The organism is Vibrio chagasii, assembly GCF_002954585.1.
In the GTDB taxonomy this organism is placed as follows: domain Bacteria; phylum Pseudomonadota; class Gammaproteobacteria; order Enterobacterales; family Vibrionaceae; genus Vibrio; species Vibrio chagasii_A.
The window spans coordinates 1-20,717 of record NZ_MSCI01000001.1; the positions used below are offsets into that span (position 1 = coordinate 1).

Annotated in this window: 19 protein-coding genes, 1 tRNA gene and 2 rRNA genes; 11 read left to right on the forward strand and 11 right to left on the reverse strand. The window is 44.6% G+C overall.

What is annotated here, in order from left to right:
- The 3 genes from BTO10_RS00005 to BTO10_RS00015 form a co-directional block, all read left to right on the forward strand.
- Nucleotides 1–119, forward strand: a 23S ribosomal RNA gene (locus BTO10_RS00005); the annotation flags it as partial.
- A 93-nt stretch (nucleotides 120–212) separates the two neighbouring features.
- Nucleotides 213–328 (forward strand): 5S ribosomal RNA (rrf, locus tag BTO10_RS00010).
- A gap of 84 nt (nucleotides 329–412) precedes the next feature.
- Nucleotides 413–503, forward strand: a tRNA-Ser gene (locus BTO10_RS00015).
- Between the two features lie 745 nt (nucleotides 504–1,248).
- Here the strand turns inward: BTO10_RS00015 and BTO10_RS00020 are convergent.
- The gene (locus tag BTO10_RS00020) at nucleotides 1,249–2,583 is read right to left on the reverse strand and encodes an MATE family efflux transporter (RefSeq protein ID WP_105023108.1); all 1,335 of its coding nucleotides are present in this window, start codon (nucleotides 2,581–2,583) and stop codon (nucleotides 1,249–1,251) included.
- 319 nt (nucleotides 2,584–2,902) lie between these two features.
- Here BTO10_RS00020 and BTO10_RS23605 point away from each other — a divergent pair, with 319 nt between their 5' ends.
- The 3 genes from BTO10_RS23605 (at nucleotide 2,903) to BTO10_RS23615 (ending at nucleotide 4,017) form a co-directional block, all read left to right on the forward strand.
- Entirely contained in the window at nucleotides 2,903–3,082 is a 180-nt protein-coding gene (locus BTO10_RS23605; RefSeq protein ID WP_258096921.1) for a hypothetical protein, read from the forward strand.
- Nucleotides 3,083–3,123: 41 nt separating this feature from the next.
- A complete protein-coding gene (locus BTO10_RS23610) occupies nucleotides 3,124–3,573 on the forward strand; it encodes a hypothetical protein (RefSeq protein ID WP_258096922.1) in 450 nt (149 codons plus the stop codon).
- A gap of 69 nt (nucleotides 3,574–3,642) precedes the next feature.
- Nucleotides 3,643–4,017, forward strand: a complete 375-nt coding sequence (locus BTO10_RS23615) for a hypothetical protein (protein WP_258096923.1) — start codon at nucleotides 3,643–3,645, stop codon at nucleotides 4,015–4,017.
- A gap of 54 nt (nucleotides 4,018–4,071) precedes the next feature.
- Here the strand turns inward: BTO10_RS23615 and ppsA are convergent, their stop codons facing one another.
- Entirely contained in the window at nucleotides 4,072–6,444 is a 2,373-nt protein-coding gene (gene ppsA, locus BTO10_RS00030) for a phosphoenolpyruvate synthase (RefSeq protein ID WP_105023109.1), read from the reverse strand.
- Nucleotides 6,445–6,622: 178 nt separating this feature from the next.
- Here ppsA and ppsR point away from each other — a divergent pair, with 178 nt between their 5' ends.
- Entirely contained in the window at nucleotides 6,623–7,456 is an 834-nt protein-coding gene (gene ppsR, locus BTO10_RS00035) for a posphoenolpyruvate synthetase regulatory kinase/phosphorylase PpsR (RefSeq protein ID WP_004740029.1), read from the forward strand.
- 126 nt (nucleotides 7,457–7,582) lie between these two features.
- Here the strand turns inward: ppsR and grxB are convergent, their stop codons facing one another.
- From grxB to BTO10_RS00045, 3 genes are all read right to left on the reverse strand, one after another.
- On the reverse strand, nucleotides 7,583–8,215 hold the full coding sequence (grxB, locus tag BTO10_RS00040) for a glutaredoxin 2 (RefSeq protein WP_105024213.1): 633 nt from the start codon (nucleotides 8,213–8,215) through the stop codon (nucleotides 7,583–7,585).
- 313 nt (nucleotides 8,216–8,528) lie between these two features.
- A complete protein-coding gene (locus BTO10_RS23370) occupies nucleotides 8,529–8,687 on the reverse strand; it encodes a hypothetical protein (RefSeq protein WP_004740031.1) in 159 nt (52 codons plus the stop codon).
- A gap of 164 nt (nucleotides 8,688–8,851) precedes the next feature.
- Entirely contained in the window at nucleotides 8,852–9,832 is a 981-nt protein-coding gene (locus BTO10_RS00045; RefSeq protein WP_105023110.1) for a Gfo/Idh/MocA family protein, read from the reverse strand.
- Nucleotides 9,833–10,034: 202 nt separating this feature from the next.
- On the opposite strand from BTO10_RS00045, the gene BTO10_RS00050 reads away from it, so the two are divergent.
- Both BTO10_RS00050 and BTO10_RS00055 read left to right on the forward strand, forming a co-directional pair.
- Complete coding sequence (locus BTO10_RS00050; RefSeq protein WP_105023111.1) at nucleotides 10,035–10,517, forward strand: GNAT family N-acetyltransferase; 483 nt, start codon at nucleotides 10,035–10,037, stop codon at nucleotides 10,515–10,517.
- A gap of 41 nt (nucleotides 10,518–10,558) precedes the next feature.
- The gene (locus BTO10_RS00055; RefSeq protein ID WP_258097040.1) at nucleotides 10,559–11,299 is read left to right on the forward strand and encodes a L,D-transpeptidase family protein; all 741 of its coding nucleotides are present in this window, start codon (nucleotides 10,559–10,561) and stop codon (nucleotides 11,297–11,299) included.
- 39 nt (nucleotides 11,300–11,338) lie between these two features.
- Here BTO10_RS00055 and BTO10_RS00060 read toward each other — a convergent pair whose 3' ends face one another.
- From BTO10_RS00060 to BTO10_RS00070, 3 genes are all read right to left on the reverse strand, one after another.
- Nucleotides 11,339–12,076 carry a sulfite exporter TauE/SafE family protein gene (locus tag BTO10_RS00060; protein WP_004740035.1) on the reverse strand — a complete coding sequence of 246 codons (738 nt, stop codon included), beginning with the start codon at nucleotides 12,074–12,076 and terminating at the stop codon, nucleotides 11,339–11,341.
- 159 nt (nucleotides 12,077–12,235) lie between these two features.
- Entirely contained in the window at nucleotides 12,236–12,955 is a 720-nt protein-coding gene (locus BTO10_RS00065) for a glycerophosphodiester phosphodiesterase family protein (protein ID WP_105023113.1), read from the reverse strand.
- Between the two features lie 210 nt (nucleotides 12,956–13,165).
- Complete coding sequence (locus tag BTO10_RS00070; RefSeq protein WP_063523878.1) at nucleotides 13,166–13,768, reverse strand: 2OG-Fe(II) oxygenase; 603 nt, start codon at nucleotides 13,766–13,768, stop codon at nucleotides 13,166–13,168.
- A gap of 201 nt (nucleotides 13,769–13,969) precedes the next feature.
- Here BTO10_RS00070 and BTO10_RS00075 point away from each other — a divergent pair, with 201 nt between their 5' ends.
- The gene (locus tag BTO10_RS00075; protein ID WP_105023114.1) at nucleotides 13,970–14,758 is read left to right on the forward strand and encodes an MBL fold metallo-hydrolase; all 789 of its coding nucleotides are present in this window, start codon (nucleotides 13,970–13,972) and stop codon (nucleotides 14,756–14,758) included.
- A 108-nt stretch (nucleotides 14,759–14,866) separates the two neighbouring features.
- Here BTO10_RS00075 and BTO10_RS00080 read toward each other — a convergent pair whose 3' ends face one another.
- Complete coding sequence (locus BTO10_RS00080; RefSeq protein ID WP_105023115.1) at nucleotides 14,867–15,295, reverse strand: ATP-dependent zinc protease family protein; 429 nt, start codon at nucleotides 15,293–15,295, stop codon at nucleotides 14,867–14,869.
- A gap of 32 nt (nucleotides 15,296–15,327) precedes the next feature.
- Nucleotides 15,328–16,233 carry a 30S ribosomal protein S6--L-glutamate ligase gene (gene rimK / locus BTO10_RS00085; protein WP_004740040.1) on the reverse strand — a complete coding sequence of 302 codons (906 nt, stop codon included), beginning with the start codon at nucleotides 16,231–16,233 and terminating at the stop codon, nucleotides 15,328–15,330.
- Between the two features lie 603 nt (nucleotides 16,234–16,836).
- Here rimK and BTO10_RS00090 point away from each other — a divergent pair.
- Complete coding sequence (locus BTO10_RS00090; protein WP_105023116.1) at nucleotides 16,837–18,621, forward strand: SgrR family transcriptional regulator; 1,785 nt, start codon at nucleotides 16,837–16,839, stop codon at nucleotides 18,619–18,621.
- Nucleotides 18,622–18,662: 41 nt separating this feature from the next.
- Here the strand turns inward: BTO10_RS00090 and BTO10_RS00095 are convergent, their stop codons facing one another.
- The gene (locus BTO10_RS00095; RefSeq protein WP_258096925.1) at nucleotides 18,663–20,561 is read right to left on the reverse strand and encodes a methyl-accepting chemotaxis protein; all 1,899 of its coding nucleotides are present in this window, start codon (nucleotides 20,559–20,561) and stop codon (nucleotides 18,663–18,665) included.
- Nucleotides 20,562–20,717: the final 156 nt, after the last annotated feature.

A 20,717-nucleotide genomic window follows, 5' to 3' on the forward strand; every position in this document is an offset into this window, starting at 1 on the left:
TCCCTGACACTTTAAGTGTCCTAAAGGGTTGTTCAAGACTAGAACGTTGATAGGCAGGGTGTGTAAGCGCTGTGAGGCGTTGAGCTAACCTGTACTAATTGCCCGTGAGGCTTAACCATACAACACCCAAGGGGTTTTTATGGACTTAAAGATACAAACGCTTGAATGAGTTTGAAGAGAACAGAAACAGCTTTCCGAATTTTAAAATTTTGCTTGGCGACCATAGCATTGTGGACCCACCTGATTCCATGCCGAACTCAGAAGTGAAACACGATAGCGCCGATGGTAGTGTGGGGCTTCCCCATGTGAGAGTAGGACATCGCCAGGCTTACTTTACGTTTTCAGTTTTAAAAAACTGAAAGCAAAACTAGAAACAGCACACAAGTAAGACTGATTTTAGTGACAATTTGTTGGAGGGATGGCTGAGTGGTCGAAAGCACCGGTCTTGAAAACCGGCAACCGTTAATAGCGGTTCTAGGGTTCAAATCCCTATCCCTCCACCACCATTAGAAAGCCCGCTGAGAAATCAGCGGGCTTTTTTTTGTCTAAATTTATATTATTCAACGCTCTATTGGCGTACGGTCTGCAGTGTAGATGGTTCAGTCTAGCTGCTTTATTAGCTTGTTAGTCGCGTTGTGGGCCCATTGACGACGTATGTTGATTACATCTACATGATGCGCAGGAGGCGATGAAATAAGTTGTACCGGCATCATAGCGTTTAAAGATTCTATGGCTGGTTTTCTGTACTGTAGAGGCGCGTGGTATATAGAGTGCCATATGATCGCGGATAGTTACCTTGATACATATGAGACGTTAAGGCGTGTTTAGAATCGAGCTTTTTATATGCTTTCCACAAAGCTGCCTAACACGTTTTAAACGTATTTGTACGTGCGCGTAAGTCCTACCAAGCAACCTAAGCGGTCGATGGAAGGGGGGAGAAGACACGGCCGTGAGATGACGTGATTCAGAGTATCTACGCTCTGCTAGTAGGGGCGTCTGCTTTCTAATATAGGAGTTACAGTTACCGTTTTCTTCACTTACTCACAACCCTCACGTGGCTGATAGACGTTGAAAAGAAGTATCTTGCTAATAACAAATAAAGTCAGTTGGTAGATACCAACTGGCTTCTAATTACTTGCTGTCTCGTCCTCAATATGTAAACACATTTCAGGACGAGACAAAAGGTAAGAAAAAGCAGCCTAAGTAGCTGCTTTTTTTGTTTTTAATAACTAAAAGTTCACTCGCGAGTTAGCTGGCAAGTTTAGCTTCAACTTGGCCTAAAGCGCGTTGGTACATGAACCATGCGCAGGTTCCGGCGAACACGTTACCTATCATAGCACCCCAGAATAGGCCTTCAATTCCAACAAGCTTAGAGCCAATCCATAAACAGGGCAAGAAGAAAGCGAACAGACGCAATGCTGAAATCGTTAATGCGGTGTAAGACTTACCTAGGGCGTTCGAAACCGACACCATCAGCATGCAAATACCCAGAGGACCAAGGCTGATTGGGACAATCATGAGGTGATAGTTTAGGATTGTGGTTACTTCACTATCGCTGGTCATCAATCCTGCTAATCCGCTTGAGAATACCCACGTAACAAGCGCAATAACGACTTGAAAACCAAGTACAAAGGTTGCTGCGATCTTAATCAAGCTGCGAATATCAATGAGGTTCTTTTCTCCCAACATACGACCAACCATTGGCGGCATAGACATCGTTAATGCGAGCACCGCAACAATCGAGAAAAACTCAAAACGAGAGCCAAGTGCCCAAGCCGCAACGGCAGCCGTACCGTAGCCTGCCAGTAGTTTAGTCGCCAACATTGCAGAAACTGGTGGCAGCAATTGGCTCACCATTGCAGGACCCATGATGTTGCTAATCGAGCGAACACTCTTGCCGATATCAAGATCGTGCCAATCGAACGTCATCCAATGTTTCTTGGTTACTTTGGGCGCCACGATAAAGATGCCCGTACCGAACGCCAAAATCGTCGCAATAGCTGCACCATTGATACCCATGTCGAGCGTAAAGATGAAGATTGGGTCCAATATCAAGTTAATGATGCTGGTCGCGATCATCATCGAGCCGGGCAGCATAGTATTACCGTTGGCACGACACACACTGTAGTAAAAGTAGAGTAGTGCACCTGTCCAAGAGCTGATTAACCAATAGATCCAGTAAGAATCAATGATCGGTAATACGCTTGCTGGTGCGTCGAGCAGTTCTAAAATGGGGCCGCGAAGCAGGTAAATGATGACCGAAAAAAGTGCGACACTCACACTTCCCATTGCGATCACAAGCCCACCTAACTGCTTAGCATAGCGCATTTCGTTAGCACCAATTGCACGCGCAATGACTGCTGTAGTCGCGATGCCCAATCCGACTTGAATTCCAATGATGATCATCTGAATAGGTAGCGTGAAACCTTGAACAGCGAGCGGTAGTACACCTAGCTGACCAATGAAGGCACTGTCTACAAGTTGGAAGCTCATGAGAGAAAGCACCCCAAACAGCATTGGCCACGTCATGGTATAGAGTTGTCGGCCAAGCGAAGGCGAGGGAGTTGCGGTAGTAGAATTCATATTACTCTTTTTGGTCTTGAAGATAGACTCACAGCGGTAGCGCAGAGCTGTGAAGAATTGTGTAAAGGATAACGTAAGGTCAGCACGATACCAATCATTGTTGCCGGATCTCGTTATATTCCTTAACCCTGAGGTTGATAGGATTGGCGCATTTTGTTCTGTGACTTTATAGAACAACCTCTCAAACCTTATTTATTTTATAGTGTTACCCTTTCTGGCTAATGTAATTATCAAATCCATAAACTAATATCGTTAAAGGAAAAAGGAGTGCGAACCCGACAGTACAAAATGAACTGCATATTGGAGAGGGAACTAAGATATGCCGACCACAGAAGAAATTCAGATTAGCCAAGAGCAAGTTAGGAAGAATAAGGCTAAGGTGCTCGCCAAGATAAATCAGCAAGGCATTATGTCTCAGGGCTTTCGATTGGTTAACGTCAAAGACTACCAACAGAAGCTACAAGCATTGAAGCAGAAGGTGGAAACTTCGATTACCTGAATGAAGCGAATAAAAAGCAAGACCAGGTGATTCTCGACATCATGACGCAGAAAGAGAAGATCCATAACTATCTGGATGAAACATCAAGCCAGAAGCTAGTAAATGGGAACCTCGATTTTGGCTCTCGAACTCAAGTTGCCAACGCAACGCTCAAGAAGAAACAACTCTTCATGATGTTTACGGAAACCGTTGAAGCGCAAGAGGCCCTCAGAGAGTTCTCAGTGAAAGTGGCTTCAGTATGTAATGGCACGCTCAAGCAACCTCCCGGCGCTTATTTAGGTGTAAAAGACTTCCACGGTGCGTTAGATAAGATCACTAATCGTAAACGTCATTACGACATCGGTGATCTTAAAGATGCGGCACGCATGACGATCGTGTTTGAGAATATGGACGATATGATCGTAGCAAAGGCGATGATCATTCTTACCAAAGAATTTGTTGAACTGAAGGATCACCAATCTGCAATGAAAGATCGCTACGGTACGAGCTAAGGTGACAACGCTAAATTTAACTGCGGTGCAACCGATGCCGGCTACGAAGATATTAAGTTCTTCTTAAAAATGGCCATCGGACACATTGGTGAACTGCAGCTTAATACTCGGAACATGATGGTCGCGAAGAAAAATGGTCATATCATTTACGATATTCTTCGTGATGGCGGTAATCTAGATAAGGCATTTACTTTTACTAATAGCGAAGTGCTCGCCAAAATAAACCGTAATATGAGTGAGAAATGGTTTAATTTCATGAAGACGCGAGTACCGAAAGCGAGAGATGATTTGATCGCCGTGCAGGAGCTTGTGGATCGCTTGAGGGCGAACCTTGGAAGAGGGCAAAACTCACTCCAAGTGAGTATGGAAGAAATAACCATACTGTCGCGTGTCAGCCTCTATATCTACGAGCAAGGTGACAATACCAGAGCCTTGTTAGAGTAGTTAAAAAAAGCCAGTCGTAATGACTGGCTTTATTAGCATTTCGATTAGTGAAGATTACTTGCTAGCAACGTTGCCTAGCTTTAACCACGTATCGATAACCGTATCTGGGTTTAGGGATACAGAGCTGATGCCTTGTTCCATTAACCACTCTGCTAGGTCATCATGGTCAGATGGGCCTTGACCACAAATACCTACGTACTTACCGGCTTTAGTTGCTGCATCGATTGCCATTTTCAGCATCGCTTTCACAGCTGGGTTACGCTCATCGAATAGGTGTGCAACATCACCAGAGTCACGGTCTAGACCAAGCGTTAGCTGAGTCATATCGTTCGAGCCGATAGAGAATCCATCGAAGTACTTCAAGAACTCTTCAGCCAAAATCGCATTCGACGGCAGCTCACACATCATGATCACTTTCAGACCTTGGTCGCCACGGCGAAGGTCGAATTTAGCCAGAATGTCGATAACCGAAGCTGCTTCACTTGGCGTACGAACGAATGGAATCATGATTTCAACGTTCTTAAGACCCATTTCGTTGCGAACACGTTTGATCGCTTGCGTCTCTAGCTCGAAACAGTCTTCGAATACTGGCGAGATGTAACGAGATGCACCACGGAAGCCCAGCATTGGGTTCTCTTCATGTGGTTCAAACTCTTTACCACCAACTAGGTTGCTGTACTCGTTAGACTTGAAGTCAGACATACGTACGATTACACGCTTAGGCCAGAATGCAGAAGCGATGGTCGCGATGCCTTCTGTTAGTTTGCCTACGTAGAAATCGATAGGATCTTTGTAACCACGAATACGCTGTGTGATTTCAGCTTTAAGGTCATCAGACTGAGCGTCAAAGTTAAGCAGTGCTTTAGGGTGAATACCAATCATCTTGTTGATGATGAACTCGAGACGAGCAAGACCCACACCTTCGTTTGGAATCTGCGCGAAATCGAAAGCACGATCTGGGTTACCCACGTTCATCATCACTTTAGTTGGTAGCAATGGTAGTTCATCAACCTCAGAACGTTTGATTTCGAACTCTAGCTCGCCTTGGTAGACATAACCGGTTTCACCTTCAGAACACGACACTGTCACGGTCGCACCATCTTCAAGGTTGCTTGTTGCGCTACCACACCCAACGATTGCTGGAATACCTAGCTCACGAGCGATGATTGCAGCGTGACAAGTACGACCGCCACGGTTGGTAACAATCGCAGAGGCCTTCTTCATAACAGGTTCCCAATCTGGGTCTGTCATATCTGTTACTAACACGTCGCCTTCTTGAACCAGTGACATTTGGTCTAGAGAGTCAACCAAACGAACTGGACCAGAGCCGATGCGTTGACCGATAGCACGGCCTTCAACTAGTACATCTGCTTTGTTGTTCAGTTCATAACGCTCGATAACGTTTTGGTCGCTTTGAGAACATACTGTCTCTGGGCGAGCTTGAACGATGTAAAGTTTGCCATCGATGCCATCTTTCGCCCACTCAATGTCCATCGGACGTTGGTAGTGCTTCTCGATGATCATCGCTTGTTTTGCTAGCTCTTTGATCTCTTCGTCGTTCAGTGAGAACTGGTTACGCTCTTGCTCATCAGTATCAATGATGTCGACTTGCTTACCGATCTCTTGGTTGGTTGAGTAGATCATCTTGATCAACTTAGAACCAAAGGTCTTTTTCACGATCGGCTGGTGGCCTGCTTCTAACATTGGCTTGTGTACGTAGAACTCATCTGGGTTCACAGCACCTTGAACAACCATTTCACCTAGGCCCCAAGAAGAGGTGATGAATACGACTTGGTCGAAGCCTGACTCTGTATCAAGGGTAAACATCACTCCTGAAGAGGCTTTGTCTGAACGAACCATGCGTTGAATACCCGCAGATAATGAAATGCCGCGGTGATCAAAGCCTTGGTGTACACGGTAAGAGATAGCACGGTCGTTAAACAGTGACGCGTAAACGTGCTTAGTCGCCTCTAGTACCGCGTCGATACCTTTCACGTTAAGGAAGGTCTCTTGTTGGCCTGCGAAAGAAGCATCAGGAAGGTCTTCTGCAGTTGCAGATGAACGTACAGCTACAGACAATTCTTCGTTGTCTTCGATTAGCTCACGGTAGTTATCACGGATATCTTGCTCTAGTGATTCTGGGAAAGGGGCATCTAGAACCCATTGTCGAATAGTTGCACCTGTCTTACGCAGAGCTTCAACGTCTTCAACATCAAGTTCGTCAAGTAATTGGTGAATGCGCTCATCAAGACCTTTGTAGTCAAGAAAGTCGTTAAACGCATGAGAGGTGGTTGCAAAACCATTTGGTACAGAAACACCAGCATTGGATAGGTTAGAAACCATCTCGCCCAGTGAGGCGTTCTTACCGCCGACTTTGTCGACATCTTCCATGGATAGGCCATTGAACCATAGGGTATTATTTTGCATTTATTTCTCCAGAAACATAGCAAGCATTGTAGGGATTTAAAGGCAAACGATTACGTGTCAGTTTAAAAAAATGTAAATTATTTTTAAAAGCTGTGGGGGACGTAATAGTCAGCAGGGTTTTGTTATATATATTATGGTTACCATCCTACTCAAAATAATTTTAAACATTAAATAAAAAATGCAAATTGATATTCAAAGTCGTGATGTATTCTATGTTTCTGATGGAACTGCCATAACATGTGAGACTTTAGGGCATGTTGTTCTAGGTCAATTTCCCTTCAAAGCCAATGAGAAAACCTTTCCGTTTGTTGAAAGTGAGGACAAACTTTCTGATTTATTGAAAGAGATCGACACTTCGTATCGTGAGAGTGGTCAGCAACCTTTAGTGTTCTTTTCGATTGTGATTCCTGAAATCAAAGCGAGGTTGCTTGAAGCGCCAGCTCATTGCTATGACGTGTTGGAAAGTATTGTTCAGAGGGTACAAGATGACATCCATATGGCGCCGACACCTAAGCTGCAACGCTCACGCAGTGTAAACAAAGACTCGGTGAAGTATTTCGACCGTATTGCCGCGATTGAGTACACGCTTGCACACGATGATGGCATTACGCTTAAAGGTTTAGAAGAAGCCGACATCATCTTACTGGGTGTGTCTCGAAGTGGTAAAACCCCGACCAGCTTGTACATGGCGATGCAGTTTGGTCTACGTGTAGCGAACTATCCTTTTATCCACGATGATTTAGCGCGACTAAAGCTGCTGCCTGAGTTTGAGATATACCGACATAAGTTGTTTGGTTTAACCATTGATGCAGAAAGGCTGACTGAAATCCGTGAGAACCGTTTAGCGGGCAGTGAGTACGCGAGTGACTCACAGTGTTTGTATGAGCTACAAACTGTGGAGGCGATGTTCCGTAGAGAAGCTGTGCCGTACATCAATACCTCATCGTTATCAGTAGAAGAAATTTCTACACGTATCCTAGAGCGAACTGGCTTGAGAAGGCGCCTGCTGTAGTAACAAGAGATTGGGATAACAAAAGGCTTGGTCAGATAGAAATAATGGGCCGCTAAAAGAAAATCGAAGCTAACTGGATAGATACCTGAGAGCTTCGATTTTTTGTTTGTGCTCGTTGCTATCGCGCTAGCGAAGCAGAGACAGCTTCAGCGTTTCGCTTTGCTTCTCTAACCAACGCTCTAGCGCTGGTGGCCATGTGATGCTTGGCTCAACGCAGAAGCCACGAAGCATAGAGAAATACACCGCTTGATCGATTAGAGGCAGTGATGACTCACCATTCTCTAGCTCCAGCAAGAGTTCGGCATCTTTTAGTAATGGGTTAATCAATTGAACGAACTGAGGCGTCTTTTCTAACAGCTCTTCAAAGTTAAATCCTTCGGTCTCTTTACTTACGCGCCAAGCTTCTTTTGCCCCTGTTGAGCGATATTCTGCCAAGTCGAGGTTCCACCAACGTGGGCGTCCAATCTGTTGAGTAAGAGGGAAAGCACGGCTTTGGAAAAGAGTAGCTTGTTCTGATGGTACACGCTGCTCGTCGCTTGATTTTAGGTCCATGAAGTACGCAATGATATCTAGGCTCTCAGCCATGATAGAACCATCGTCTTTTTGTAATACAGGTACCATCTTTTTACCGATTAAATCGATAAGGGTTTGGGCATCATCATAATCCACAGAAACAAGTTCGATGTTTAAGCCTAGAGATTGAGCGATGTAGGCGACTCGTGCACAGAAAGGGCAGTGGTCGTAAATATAAAGCTTCATAGCTTCCCTCAGTTCATGGTCATTGTAAGTATAAGATGATGCTAATGTACCAGAAACTTCTGTAAACACTAAACATCAATAGAGAGTGCGTATTAACCGGCAATAAGCGCTTGGTGTCGTTACGCTTTGATTCATTCTATTGTCTGTCGGATTCGGCTTTGCTGCAATGACTAAACCTGCAGAGAGCTTGGCGGGGAGTAGCAGATATAAAAAAGGCCCTGGCTGTTCACTCTAATGCAGAAGAGTAAAGCAGCCAAGGCCTCAATTTTGTTACCTTTAGCAGAGTGACTACTAAAAGAGCAGAGCGGTTAGACTATGCTTTTTTAAGATCTTGCATTGGGTAAGTAAGCGGCATTGCGCCTTCTACTGTTGTAACGTGAACGTAGAAACCACCAGCACTTAGACCAGTTACTACCATTTCACCAAGTTCAACACCTTTTGTTGCTACAACGCGATCATCAACTGAAAACACTTTACACACCTTCAATAAATTAAATAAATACGATAGATATCGAACGCGGATTTAATCAGATAGCCCTCTGATCAACTAATCCAGTTATTTGTCGTAAGGATTAAATTTAGTTATGCATAAACTGATATGTAAGTAAAATCAGAGCGTTAGCTTAATGGTCTGTATTATTTATCTGCAGGATAAATGACACCAACCTGTTGACGCATCTTTGTAATTAACTTGGCAACGGTTAATGCGCGCTGTTTTGCATCGGTTTGTGTGGTGTGATCGCCACCAATGCAATCAGCAAAGGCTTGCGCTTCGTAACTCATTGAGTTTTCGCTTTGCACTTGAGTGAGATTTTCAATGCTGCCATCACGGTAGCGGATCTTAACGTCGGTGCATTCAGCGATGTGATCAATGATGATCGCACCTTGCTCACCTTGGATCTCACTCGGTGCGTAAGAGTCACTGACCTTAGAGTGTGCAAGGGTCACGTCAAACTCGGGATATTGGAAGATGGCACAGCCATGCGCATCAACGCCAGACTCCAGTAACTTTGCAGAGGCCTGCGCGTTTTCAGGTTCACCAAACAGCGCTACCGTTGCTGCAACGCAATAGAAGCCGATGTCGACTAATGAGCCATTTGAGAAAGCCGGGTTGAAGGTGTTTGGGTTTTCACCATTTAAGTACTTCTGGTAACGCGATGAATACTGGCAGTAGTTGATGTGCGCTTTATGCACCTTGCCGATTTTCTCTAGCCCAAGTTGGACTTGTTTAAAGTTAGGCAGAAATTGAGATTTATACGCTTCAAACAGCACCACACCGTTTTTCTCAGCAACTTCAAACATGTGTGTTGCTTCAACGATATTCGATGCAACAGGCTTCTCACAGATGACGTGCTTGCCATGTTCCATCATCAGAATCGACTGCTCACAGTGCAGCGAATTAGGGGAGGCGATGTACACCGCTTCAACCGTATTGTCGTTGGCTAACGCTTCGAGTGAGTCATATGTGGTTTCAACAGCGAACTCTTGTGCGAACTGTGCCGCGCTGTCTAGGTTTCGTGAATAAACCGCAGTCAACTGCATTGATTGCGATTCATGTGCAGCTTGAACGAATTTTTGTGTAATCCAATTGGTTCCAATTACAGCGAACTTAATCATAGTGGTATCCGATACTTAGGGTCTGCGAAGATAGTAGCATTCAAAGGTAGGTGTTGTGTTCGAGATTTGCGGAACAATTTCCTTAAACTTAGTGCCTAATATTAAAGGTAATCTTCTACCGAAGGGCTGAGTCTACCAGTGGAACGGTGCACATCTAAGGCATTTTTGCTAAGGTGTTATTGAATTCAAACAAGGTGATGATATGCAAATTCGGACTGCGAAGGTAACTGATATTAACGCGATTTTAGCGCTCTCTGATCAGATAAATCGTCAACATCATCTTGGTGCGCCTATGGTTTTCGCGCCGCCATCACAGAGCAATGCAGACAGTGAGGAGTACTGGCTAGGCTTAATGATTGACCCGGCTGGGGCCTTCTTTGTTGCTGTTGAACAGGATGAAGTGATTGGCTTTCTTGCAGGCAAGGTGACGCAGAACAAAGGCGTAAGCTTTATCCAGTCACACAAAGTGGCAAGAGTGAACACTATTGTGGTGAATGACCAAATTCAGAGTAAAGGCGTGGGTCGAGCACTGATGAAGTCATTCAACCAGTGGGCGCAAGCTCAGGGGGCGATAGAGTTGAGATTAGAGGTGATGGAGTTTAATCAACAAGCTCAGAGTTTTTATGAGTCGCTAGGTATGGAGACTCAGTCTCGAATCATGTCGATGCGTTTTGAGGAGATATAAGGGTGCATCCGTTTTTACCGTTATCGCTATGCTTATTCTTGATGAGTCCGCTCGCACACGCTGAGAAGGTCGTTGTTGAGAAAATAGTGTCTGACGCTACCGCTATTGAAACCATTGTCTTTGAGTCAGCACCAGCTCATTCACAACGCATCTCAACTTCCTCTCCTAACTCTACTGACACATCAATATCAAAGCATGTGATTGATGTAGATGAGGCGCTGAGTGAGGACCAATCCACTCAAATTGCTCAGCTGGCACAAGGTTCATCGCAACGTTCACCTAAAGTTTCTGCTCAAGCTTCATTATTAGAACCCTACATGGCGCCAGACTCTTTTTCTGAAATCGATCCTCTATTGCAAGTCGTGACCTTAGTGAAAGTCGATAAATCGAAACGCAGAATGTACTTACTTAAAGGGGATGAGGTGGTACAAGAGTTTCGTATCGCTTTGGGCAAGGAACCGAAAGGGCATAAACGCTTTGAAGGGGACAACCGAACGCCAGAAGGGGAATATACTCTCGACTATATCATGGAGCGCTCTGAGTTTTACCGCTCGGTACACATCAACTATCCGCGCTCCTCTGATAGACAGTGGGCTGAAGAGAATGATGTTGACCCGGGTGGTAACATCAAAATTCATGGTATTAAAAACGGTGAGCGTCGTTCGCCAGGTTTTATCCAAAGTTTCGATTGGACAGATGGCTGTATCGCATTAACCAACCAAGATATGGATGAGTTTATTCAACTGGTTAAAATGGGCACCCCTATCCACATCGAATGGTAGGTTCTGGTACCCATATTCCTTCAGAAATTAGACAGTTCGTTACAGTAGAACTCGACCTGCACTGAAAAACGCAATCACGATTAGCAGTCCGATAGTGACAGGCTTAAATTTCTCGCCACCAAACCTTTCGAACAGTTTCGAACCCACATAGCCACCAAACATACTGCTTGGTAAAAGTGCCAGTGTAAGCCATACCACATCACGGTCGACAAGCCCTGCAATGGATGCAGAAACAAAGGCACTCGAATCAGCCAATACAAAGAACGCAATCAATCCAGCTCTGGCAATATGAGGAGCCACAGGGCTTGCCAATGCGTGGGTGCCAATAGGTGGTCCAGACATAGAAGCCGCACCATTCATTATTCCAGCAAGGCTTCCTAGGAGATAGGGAGCAAATCTAGGTTCACTTTTGTATTGGAAGCCTCGGTAGATCATAAGTGCAGACGCGAAGATAAAGGCGCTGATGATCAAGATAATGGTGTCTTGGCTAACTGATTTGAGTAAAAGCAGGCCAACAGGCGTGAACACAAGGCAAGGGATAAATACCTTGGCTACCCAGCGCCAATTGACATGTTTTTTGACCTTAGGCAGTAATTGAACGTTACCAAGTAGGTCGATAAGCATGAACACAGGGACAAGCTCAATAACCGGAACGAACAACGCACTTAAAGGCAATGCGACTAAGGTGAAACCGAAGCCTGAGAAGCCACGAACGATTGCGGCAAAAATGAAGATTGCACCCAAAATTGGGAAAGTTGGACTAAAGATGAGATCCATAAATTAAGTAACCAATAAAGCTGCCTAAATAGTGCGAGCTAATGAAACCAAGTGAGCAGCGGAATGTACTCCTACTCACTTGTGTTTGCTACTTAATTTTGAGGTTTATCGAGGTTAATTTTCCCGTCTTAAATGTTTACTACTTTGGTATTTATCCAGTCAATTTTTCGCGTTAAATCTATCTGGGAAATCAGTGAATATCGCATCGACGGTGGATAGGAATTTAAAGGTAGACGGATCATTGACGGTGTAGCACCATGTTTGAATCTTTGCTTCGGCAAGCGTATCAAGATCATCCTGATTGACGTTTTCGTAATTCATATGACAACTGAAGGCTTTCACCTGATCAATAAGCAGAAGATCGTCTTGAGTGAGCTGTTCTGTGATCACACCAACGCGGTATCTTGGTAAGTGATGAGCCATTTCTGCGACAACCTCATGGCTGAAACTTGAAAGCAGCACTCTGTCGGTGTCTATGTTTGAGCGGATCAGCTCACTGTGTAGAAGATCAACGACATGAGGGGCTTGGTGTCGGCTATCGACTTTTATCTCTAAGTTAACGCTGAGGTTATGTTTTTCAACAAGTTCGAATAACTCGCTAAGTGTGAGTATTCTCTCTCCTTCGAACTGTTCTGACTTCCAACTGCCAAAATCAAGCTGACGTAGCTCTGCTAAGGTGTGTTCATCAACACGACCTGTACCATCGCTACAGCGTTCGAGAGTGTGGTCGTGGCAAACCACAAGCTCATAATCCTGAGTTTGCTGAATATCGACTTCAATCCATTCCAAGCCAAGCTTAGCGGCTTGTTCAATACTTGCTTTGGTGTTTTCTGGGTGAGTACCCGCTACACCACGGTGACCTACGATGATAGACGACATAATTAATCCTTCTTGAATGCGCATCGTAAATATTTATTAAATATCAGTTTTCCCGAATACGCCAGAGTAATTGTTGGGCAAGAGTCTCTACACAGGATTCGGCTCATAAAAGTGATATTTTCCTCTTGGTACTTTCTTAGCAGTACTAACAGGAAAGCCTCTCGAGTGGAGAGGCTTTGGATGAGATTAGGCTTTGACTCGAGCCTCGCTTTAGTGAGCGATATCGAGTTGGTTGTCCTTCACGCCGTTGATACGGAACCAACCTGCGATACTGAATCGTTCAGTGTTGGTTGGCAGAACTTCGTGTGGGAACTGCTCAGATAAGAACACAAACAGACGACCTGATTTTGGTGGAATGGTGGCGATGTGATTGTCTTGTAAGTCGTAAACCACAAGTTCACCTGCGTCTTCTTCGCTCCACTCGTCATTCATGTAGAACACAGTAGTCAGACGGCGGTTTTCGTTGCCTTTAAAACAGTCTAAGTGCTTTTGATAAAAGTCGCCTTTTTCGTATTTAGCAAAGTGCGCTTCATACTCGAACAAGCCCAAAAAGAACGCTTGGTTTGCCGCTAAACGAACCTGCTCCATTTTATCTAGGAACTGAGATGCAGGCTCACCCATGTCACGGTGTACCCATTGAATCTTGTCACTACGAATACTTGATTCTCGTGTTACTTCATCGTTACGGCCAATCCTAGCCTTTTTCCAGTTCTCTGGAATGCAATCCCTCAATGCCACCACTTCTTCATGAGTTAAGAAGTCATCCCAAACAAAGTAGCCTTGGGTAGAAAGAGCATCGATTAGTTGGTTCATGTATAGCACTCAGACAATAAATTAGAGGCGCATATATAGTACTAATAACTCAGGTCAACAAATCACGTATTTTGTCGTCACGATAAAAGTGCGGAGAGCATGGTGCTTTGATGTTATTTTCTAGTTAACAAATTTGTTACAAATAAATCTGAGTTTGCTATAATATAGGTCTGACCAGTTGATTTTTAACAAGGGGTGGGTTTGCAGCTGCATAACATTAAAGGTTACATCCAAGACATGTATTTGGTGGAGTATCCTGACAAATTATTGTTGCTCGATGGCGCATGCCGAGCCGATATTCCGCATTTGAAGGCTTTTATTGAAACTGAGCTAATGCGAGATTTTTCTGATCTGCATACTGTGGTTGTTACGCACATGCACCCCGATCACGCAGGGGCTGCGCACAAGCTCAGAAAGCTAACGAACTGTCATTTGGTCGCTGCAAACCGAGACAAACATTGGTATCACGGTATCGACGGTATCTTGATGCATCTGACCGATCTGGCATTGGCACGATGGATGGCGAATCGTTTAGGCAAACCCAAGGCAAACCTGTGGTATTCGAGGAAGTTAAAGCCGGATTACAAACTATCGGATGGCGATAGCATTCCTGGCTTTGATGATTGGTTAGTGTTGGAAACACCGGGGCACACCGACAGAGATCTCTCTGTTTATTCTCCATCACACAGCGTCGCCTATGTGGCTGACTTGATGGTCGAGGTCAAAAAGAAGCTCATTCCGCCTTTCCCCATCTTCCACCCTAATAAGTATCGTGATTCTGTGTCACGCATTTATGACATGCAGATAGACACGCTGTTGGTGGCGCATGGAGGGCAAGTGGATCTTAATCAAAAGGCGTTTGACCATTTGCTGATGAGTGCACCAAGAAGGCCTGTGACGCATTGGCGGGTAACAAAAATTAAAACCAAGAAACTGCTGCTCTCAATTTGGCGTTTTGGTTTTCAATCTCATGGTAAATATAAGAATTAGGTGAGCAAACCTAGGTAATACAAAACAATAAGGCCAGTCATGAGACTGGCCTTATATCGTTGTGACGAGCTTTAGTTATAACCTGTGGAGCGGTTACGATGACTGAGATTAGTGAGTCAGTAGGAATTCGCCCGCTGGGTCAACAATCACTTTGTCACTCATGCCTTGGCGACCAAGCAACATCATGTATGTCATGTCTTGACGGTTGCTTAGCGTGATATCGATAGGCCATTGTTGACCACCGATTCTTAGCATAGTTTCAATCACGCAACGGTGTTCAACTTCGCCGTTAGATGATTTAATTTTCTTACTTGTTTTCAGCTTCGCCTTGCAGCGCACTGTCTCTTCTAGGTGATAAACGTCTGGGTGAAGGTCGAACTCTACAAATTTCTCACCGTTTGATTTAAAACATAGTAGATTGTCTACGTGTAGAGAAGAGGTTTTTGCCCCTGTATCCACACGTGTATGTAGTCCAGTTATCCCTAACTCTGGTAAGCAAAGTGCTTCGGTATTCCCTATGATCATTTTATTGTTCATTTTCTTTCCAATCATGAGTTATCGGTATTCAATCAGCCCTTGCCACGAGTACGGTTAGCATTTGGTTTTGCATTCTTCTCGATGAATTCGAAAATCATGTCTGCTACATCTTTACCCGTTGCTTTCTCAATGCCTTCTAGGCCTGGAGAAGAGTTTACTTCCATTACTACTGGACCATTCTTAGATTGTAGAATATCTACACCACATAGGTTTAATCCCATGATTTTCGCTGCATTGATTGCTGTCGCGCGCTCTTCTTTGGTTAGTTTAACCAGTTGAGCAGTGCCGCCACGGTGCAGGTTAGAGCGGAATTCGCCCTCACCAGCTTGACGCTTCATTGCAGCAATTACTTTGTTGCCAACAACAAAACAACGGATGTCTGCGCCATTTGCTTCTTCGATGAACTCTTGAACTAAGATGTTCGCTTTTAGGCCCATGAACGCTTCGATAACGCTTTCTGCTGCTTTGTTTGTTTCTGCTAGTACAACGCCGATACCTTGAGTGCCTTCGAGAAGCTTGATCACAAGTGGTGCGCCACCCACGTTTTTGATCAGGTCTTGAATCTTGTCTGGGCGGCTAGCGAAACCTGTTTTTGGTAAGCCAATACCTTTACGAGACAACAGTTGTAGTGAGCGCAGTTTGTCGCGAGAACGACTGATAGCGACTGACTCATTGATACAAAAAGTGCCCATCATTTCGAATTGGCGAACAACCGCAGTTCCGTAAAAGGTAATGGAAGCGCCAATACGTGGGATAACCGCGTCGTATTGAGGTAGCTCTTCACCCATGTAGCGAATCTTCGGATTGTTACTCGCGATATCTATATCACAGTGCAACGTGTCGATAACATCGACCTGATGACCACGTGCTTCTCCAGCCTGCTTTAGACGAGCGGTAGAGTATAGATTTTCGTTACGAGAAAGAATTGCGATACGCATGGCGTTTCCTTAATTAATACCTGATTGGTAACTGCAAAATTATTTAGTTGTTAGCTGAGCTTTCAGTTTTTTCTGAGGCTCCTTGCTTGCTTCGGGGCGAACCTTAAGGCTTTTTGTTTAACTAAGAAAACGAATTAAATTTGTCGAGTCGACAACGGAAATTAATCGATTGTGTGAGCCATTGGTACAGAAGGCTTGAGAGGGGATTTTGAAAGGAAAAGCGAGTTGAGGCCTAACTCATATTGGGGGTAGGAGCATATTAGGCTGTGCTCAACTCGCGTTTACTCGGTGCTAAAAAGTGTACTAATAACGCCAGTTACATAGATCTAAAAGTGTTCGTAGTGCTTCTCTTTCGAGCTTACTGCAGGTGCTTTTTAGCTTGTTAAGATAGTATTTTCTCATGGTCATTACTCTCTCTAGTTAGGCTTTATTTACAACCTATGGTTTGTTGCTGACCCGTTCATTATGGTTAATTAAGAGGAACTAAAAAACAGATGGTATTTTTATTGGTTGTTCCTGTTTTGGTCATATCGCACTACTTTTTTACGATTGTGTTTTATAATGGGCTTAATTAGGAAGAGCTACGTTTAAAAGGTTCATTATTTGTCTGATCTAAACATGATGCGTTACTACACGCGGCTAGAATCGTTCGAGCCAAACATTTCTCACTCCGTGACCTTAACGGAAGTGGCGGACAAGTTGTTTACAAGCTTGCGGCATGCTCGAACTCTATTAGGCAAAATGCATCAAGCTGAATGGGTTGTGTGGGAACCAAAAGTTGGCAGGAATCAACGCTCTAACTTAACACTGCGTTTTAGCAATCCAGAACTGGCTCAGCATGTCGCGAGTAAGTTGATAGAGCAGGGCAAGTACGAAAAAGCACTCTCGATATTAAATAATGACCGCGCTGTGTTTGGCTCTTTACTGCAAGAAACCTCCGGCGCGACCATGCGTGAAGGGCTCTTGCATGTTCAATTAACCTATAAACGCAAGTTTGAGGATCTGTTTCCGCATCATATACATCGCAGTAGTGAGCGATTTTTGATCAGGCAAGTGTTTAGCTGCTTAGTGACATGTAACGGCAAGGGCAAACTGAAGCCTGAGTTAGCTCACCATTGGGAATATGACACGGAGCAATTGGTTTGGACTTTCTATCTGCGCCCCGGTTTGACGTTCCATGATGGGCAGCCTGTTGATGCCAAACAGTTAGTTGCTTTGTTTACTGCTTTACAAGCTCTGCCTTTTTATCAAGTTGAGTTGGCTCATGTCTCTTCCATTTACAGTGAGCAGCCATTAAGGATCAGTTTTAAGTTAACCCAAGCGGATACTGGCTTTGCGGGTTTGTTAGCTGGCGTTAAGTATTCGATTCAACCGGCAGCACAGGTAACCCGTGAACCTTCACCACTAAACTCAGCTTCTCATGCTGTGATTGGTACGGGCCCTTTCAGAGTGGTTGAAACCAACAGCGAGCGCATCAAGCTCTCGGCATTCGAACACTTTTATGGTTGTCGCTCTTTAACCGATGAGGTGACCATTTGGCAGTTTGAAGAATCGATGACTGGTAGCGCTCGATTCGATGACAGCCAAATGCAGGTGTCACCGTATGAAGATTCGGCCTGTTTTCATCAATTAGGAAAGAGCGACACTGAGTTGGTGTCTGCTGAAACAGACGGGCTCCGCAGTCGAATCGAAGACGGTTGTTTGTTCATTCTATTTAACCAAAACTCAGCGGTTAACTCGTTAAGTGATGAGCAACGTAAGTACCTATCATCACTTGCAAGCCCACAGGCTATTTTGACACAACTGGAGCAAAACCAAGGTTTATTCAGTGTCTCTTTGGCTCAGAACATATTGCCGAGTTGGCAGAAGCTTTATCGAACACCTTCTAGAGAGACTGAGTTGCCTAAGAAATTGAGCATTGCGGTTTATAACTACTATGCCCTCTATCGATGCGCTATTTCGGTGTCAGACATCCTTCAACGACACGGTATGGAAGTTGAGGTGAATACCTACAGTTTTCGAGAATTAGCTCAGCTTTCTCAGCGGGGTGATTTAAAAGAAGACTTGGTGCTGTGTAACCTGAATCTCGATGACAATGCGCCATCTTCGCTGTTCTCTTGGTTGATGAATGACCCTGTATTGCATTCCGCGCTAGGAGAGATGAACAGTGATTGGCTCAAGCAGCGCTTAGATCAGCACAAAGCAACGGTTGAATTGCCGGATTACTTGGCTGAGTTAGAGCCAATTGCATCGACATTGATTTCTGATTATTGGTTAGTCCCGATGTTCCATCACTTACAAACCGTGCGTTTCCAAGGGATTCTTAAAAACGTAGCCATCACCAACTGGGGATGGCCAGATTTCAAGAATGTATGGTCTGCTGACTAACTTGAGTGGGAGTGGTCAGCGTATTTCGCGTTCCATTGAAGTTAGCATTTGAATTGAGAAACCAAACTCGTTAAATGCATTGCCTTAGCCCGCAAGTGCTGGCACTCCTGAGCTGTTTTCTCAATCATGCTGTCGCTCTCTCTGGCTATTTCAGAAATTCCAGAGATGTGCGGTGAAATCTCGTTGATGACATTCGACTGCTGACCCGTTGCTGAGGCGATCTGCATGTTCATGGCATTCATCTGATCGACACTATGAGAAATGCTCGAGAGTTGTTGCTCTGAGTTGGAGGCTTCGACCTGACACTTACTGCCAAGTGTGGTACTGGTTTCGATGGCTGTCACGGCTTGTTGAGTACGCTGCTGAAGCTTTTCAATAATACCTCGAATCTCTTCTGTTGATGCTTGGCTTCGTGAGGCGAGGGTTCTCACTTCGTCTGCTACCACCGCAAAACCTCTACCTTGTTCGCCTGCACGAGCGGCTTCTATCGCTGCATTAAGGGCTAGTAGGTTGGTTTGTTCAGAGACACTGTTGATGACATCTAACACGGTATCGATAGAGTTCGCATCTTGAGCGAGTTGATTGATAATTTCCGTTGTGTCATCGAGCTGTTTGTTCATATGTTCGATGCTTTCTGAAGTGACAGAAACGGACTTTTGACCAATGCTGATTGCACTCGCTGCATGTTGTGCACTGTCGGCGGCACCATTAGCGTTTTGTGCGATTTCGTCTGAGCTGGCACCCATCTCATGAATGGCTGTTGCAACTTGTTCGATTTGGCTGGTTTGTTGTTTGATGTCTTGCTCCATCGACTGCGCCATATGATCGACACCTTGGATAGATTCAGAGATTTGAATACCCGTGTTTGAGACATCTTTGAGTAAATCACTCAGATATTGCACGAATTGATTGTAGCCTTTGGCGATTTGTCCAATTTCGTCATGTCGCGAATCATCTAAGCGAAAGGTGAGATCACCACCGCCTTTCCCTATCTGTTGTAATCGCTCGGCTACTTCCACAAACGGCAGCAAGAGCTTGTTAGTTGCCCATGCTGCGATTGGCGTGTAAATGGCAGCAATGAGTAGGGCCATAAAGATAATGGTTTGGCTAAAGCCATTTAATTCACCTAATACGTCCTGCTTGGGAATTTGTGTAATTAGAGTCCAACCTATACCTGGCATCGCCTTGGAACCTAGAATTTGCGGCTGACCATCGACGATGGCCTCATGAACGACGGTTTGTTTGCTGCCGATTAACTGATTAGCCTTAATTCCTATAGAGTCTAGTGGGCGTCCAATCAGATTTTCATCTGGGTGAACCTTGATGCTCCCCTCTTGATCGACAAGAAAAACAATGCCGCTTTCTCCGACGCTATAGTTGCTGATCAGTTGAGTAATACTTTCCAACGTTAAGCCGATACCTGTCACACCAATACGTTCGCCATTACGAATGACCACATAGTTAACAAACAGTGCTGGGATTCCAGTGGCTGCGTCAATATCCAAAGAGAGCTCAAATGGCTGATTTGACTCGATGAATCGGTAGAACCATTGGTCACTTTGTTCATTGGTAGAGATCGTTTTCAGTACGCCATTATGGGTATAGTAAGTGCTCGCTTCGTTGGAAACGTAATAGGCACTGATCGCGTTGAACTCACTTTTAACAGATTGAAGATAGGTTCGAAGCTCTTGTTCCGAAAGTCTGGTTTGTTGCATTAAAGGCGAAAGCGTCATCATCTTTGATGCAAGAATTGGCGTTTCTAACTTGAGGTTTATTTGATTACTCACCTCGCCGAGTGAAGCTGGTAATTCTCGCTCGAAGGTTCTAGCAATCAAAATAGCCCGGCTTGATTGAAATGAATACACTCCCATCACGCTAATAATGGCAAGAGCAGCGACGATCGTCGCCAGTATCGCTTTGGTTCGTATAGTCAATTGCAATTTAGATTCCCTTCTAAAAACATTCAATTTCCATTTGTAAATGCAATGTTAATTGAAACCTGACCTTATGGTCAATAAATGAAGTCTAGAAATGAGTGCTGTGCGATATTTGTACAGATTTAAGATATCTACATTGGTCAGTGCTCGTTATACGGA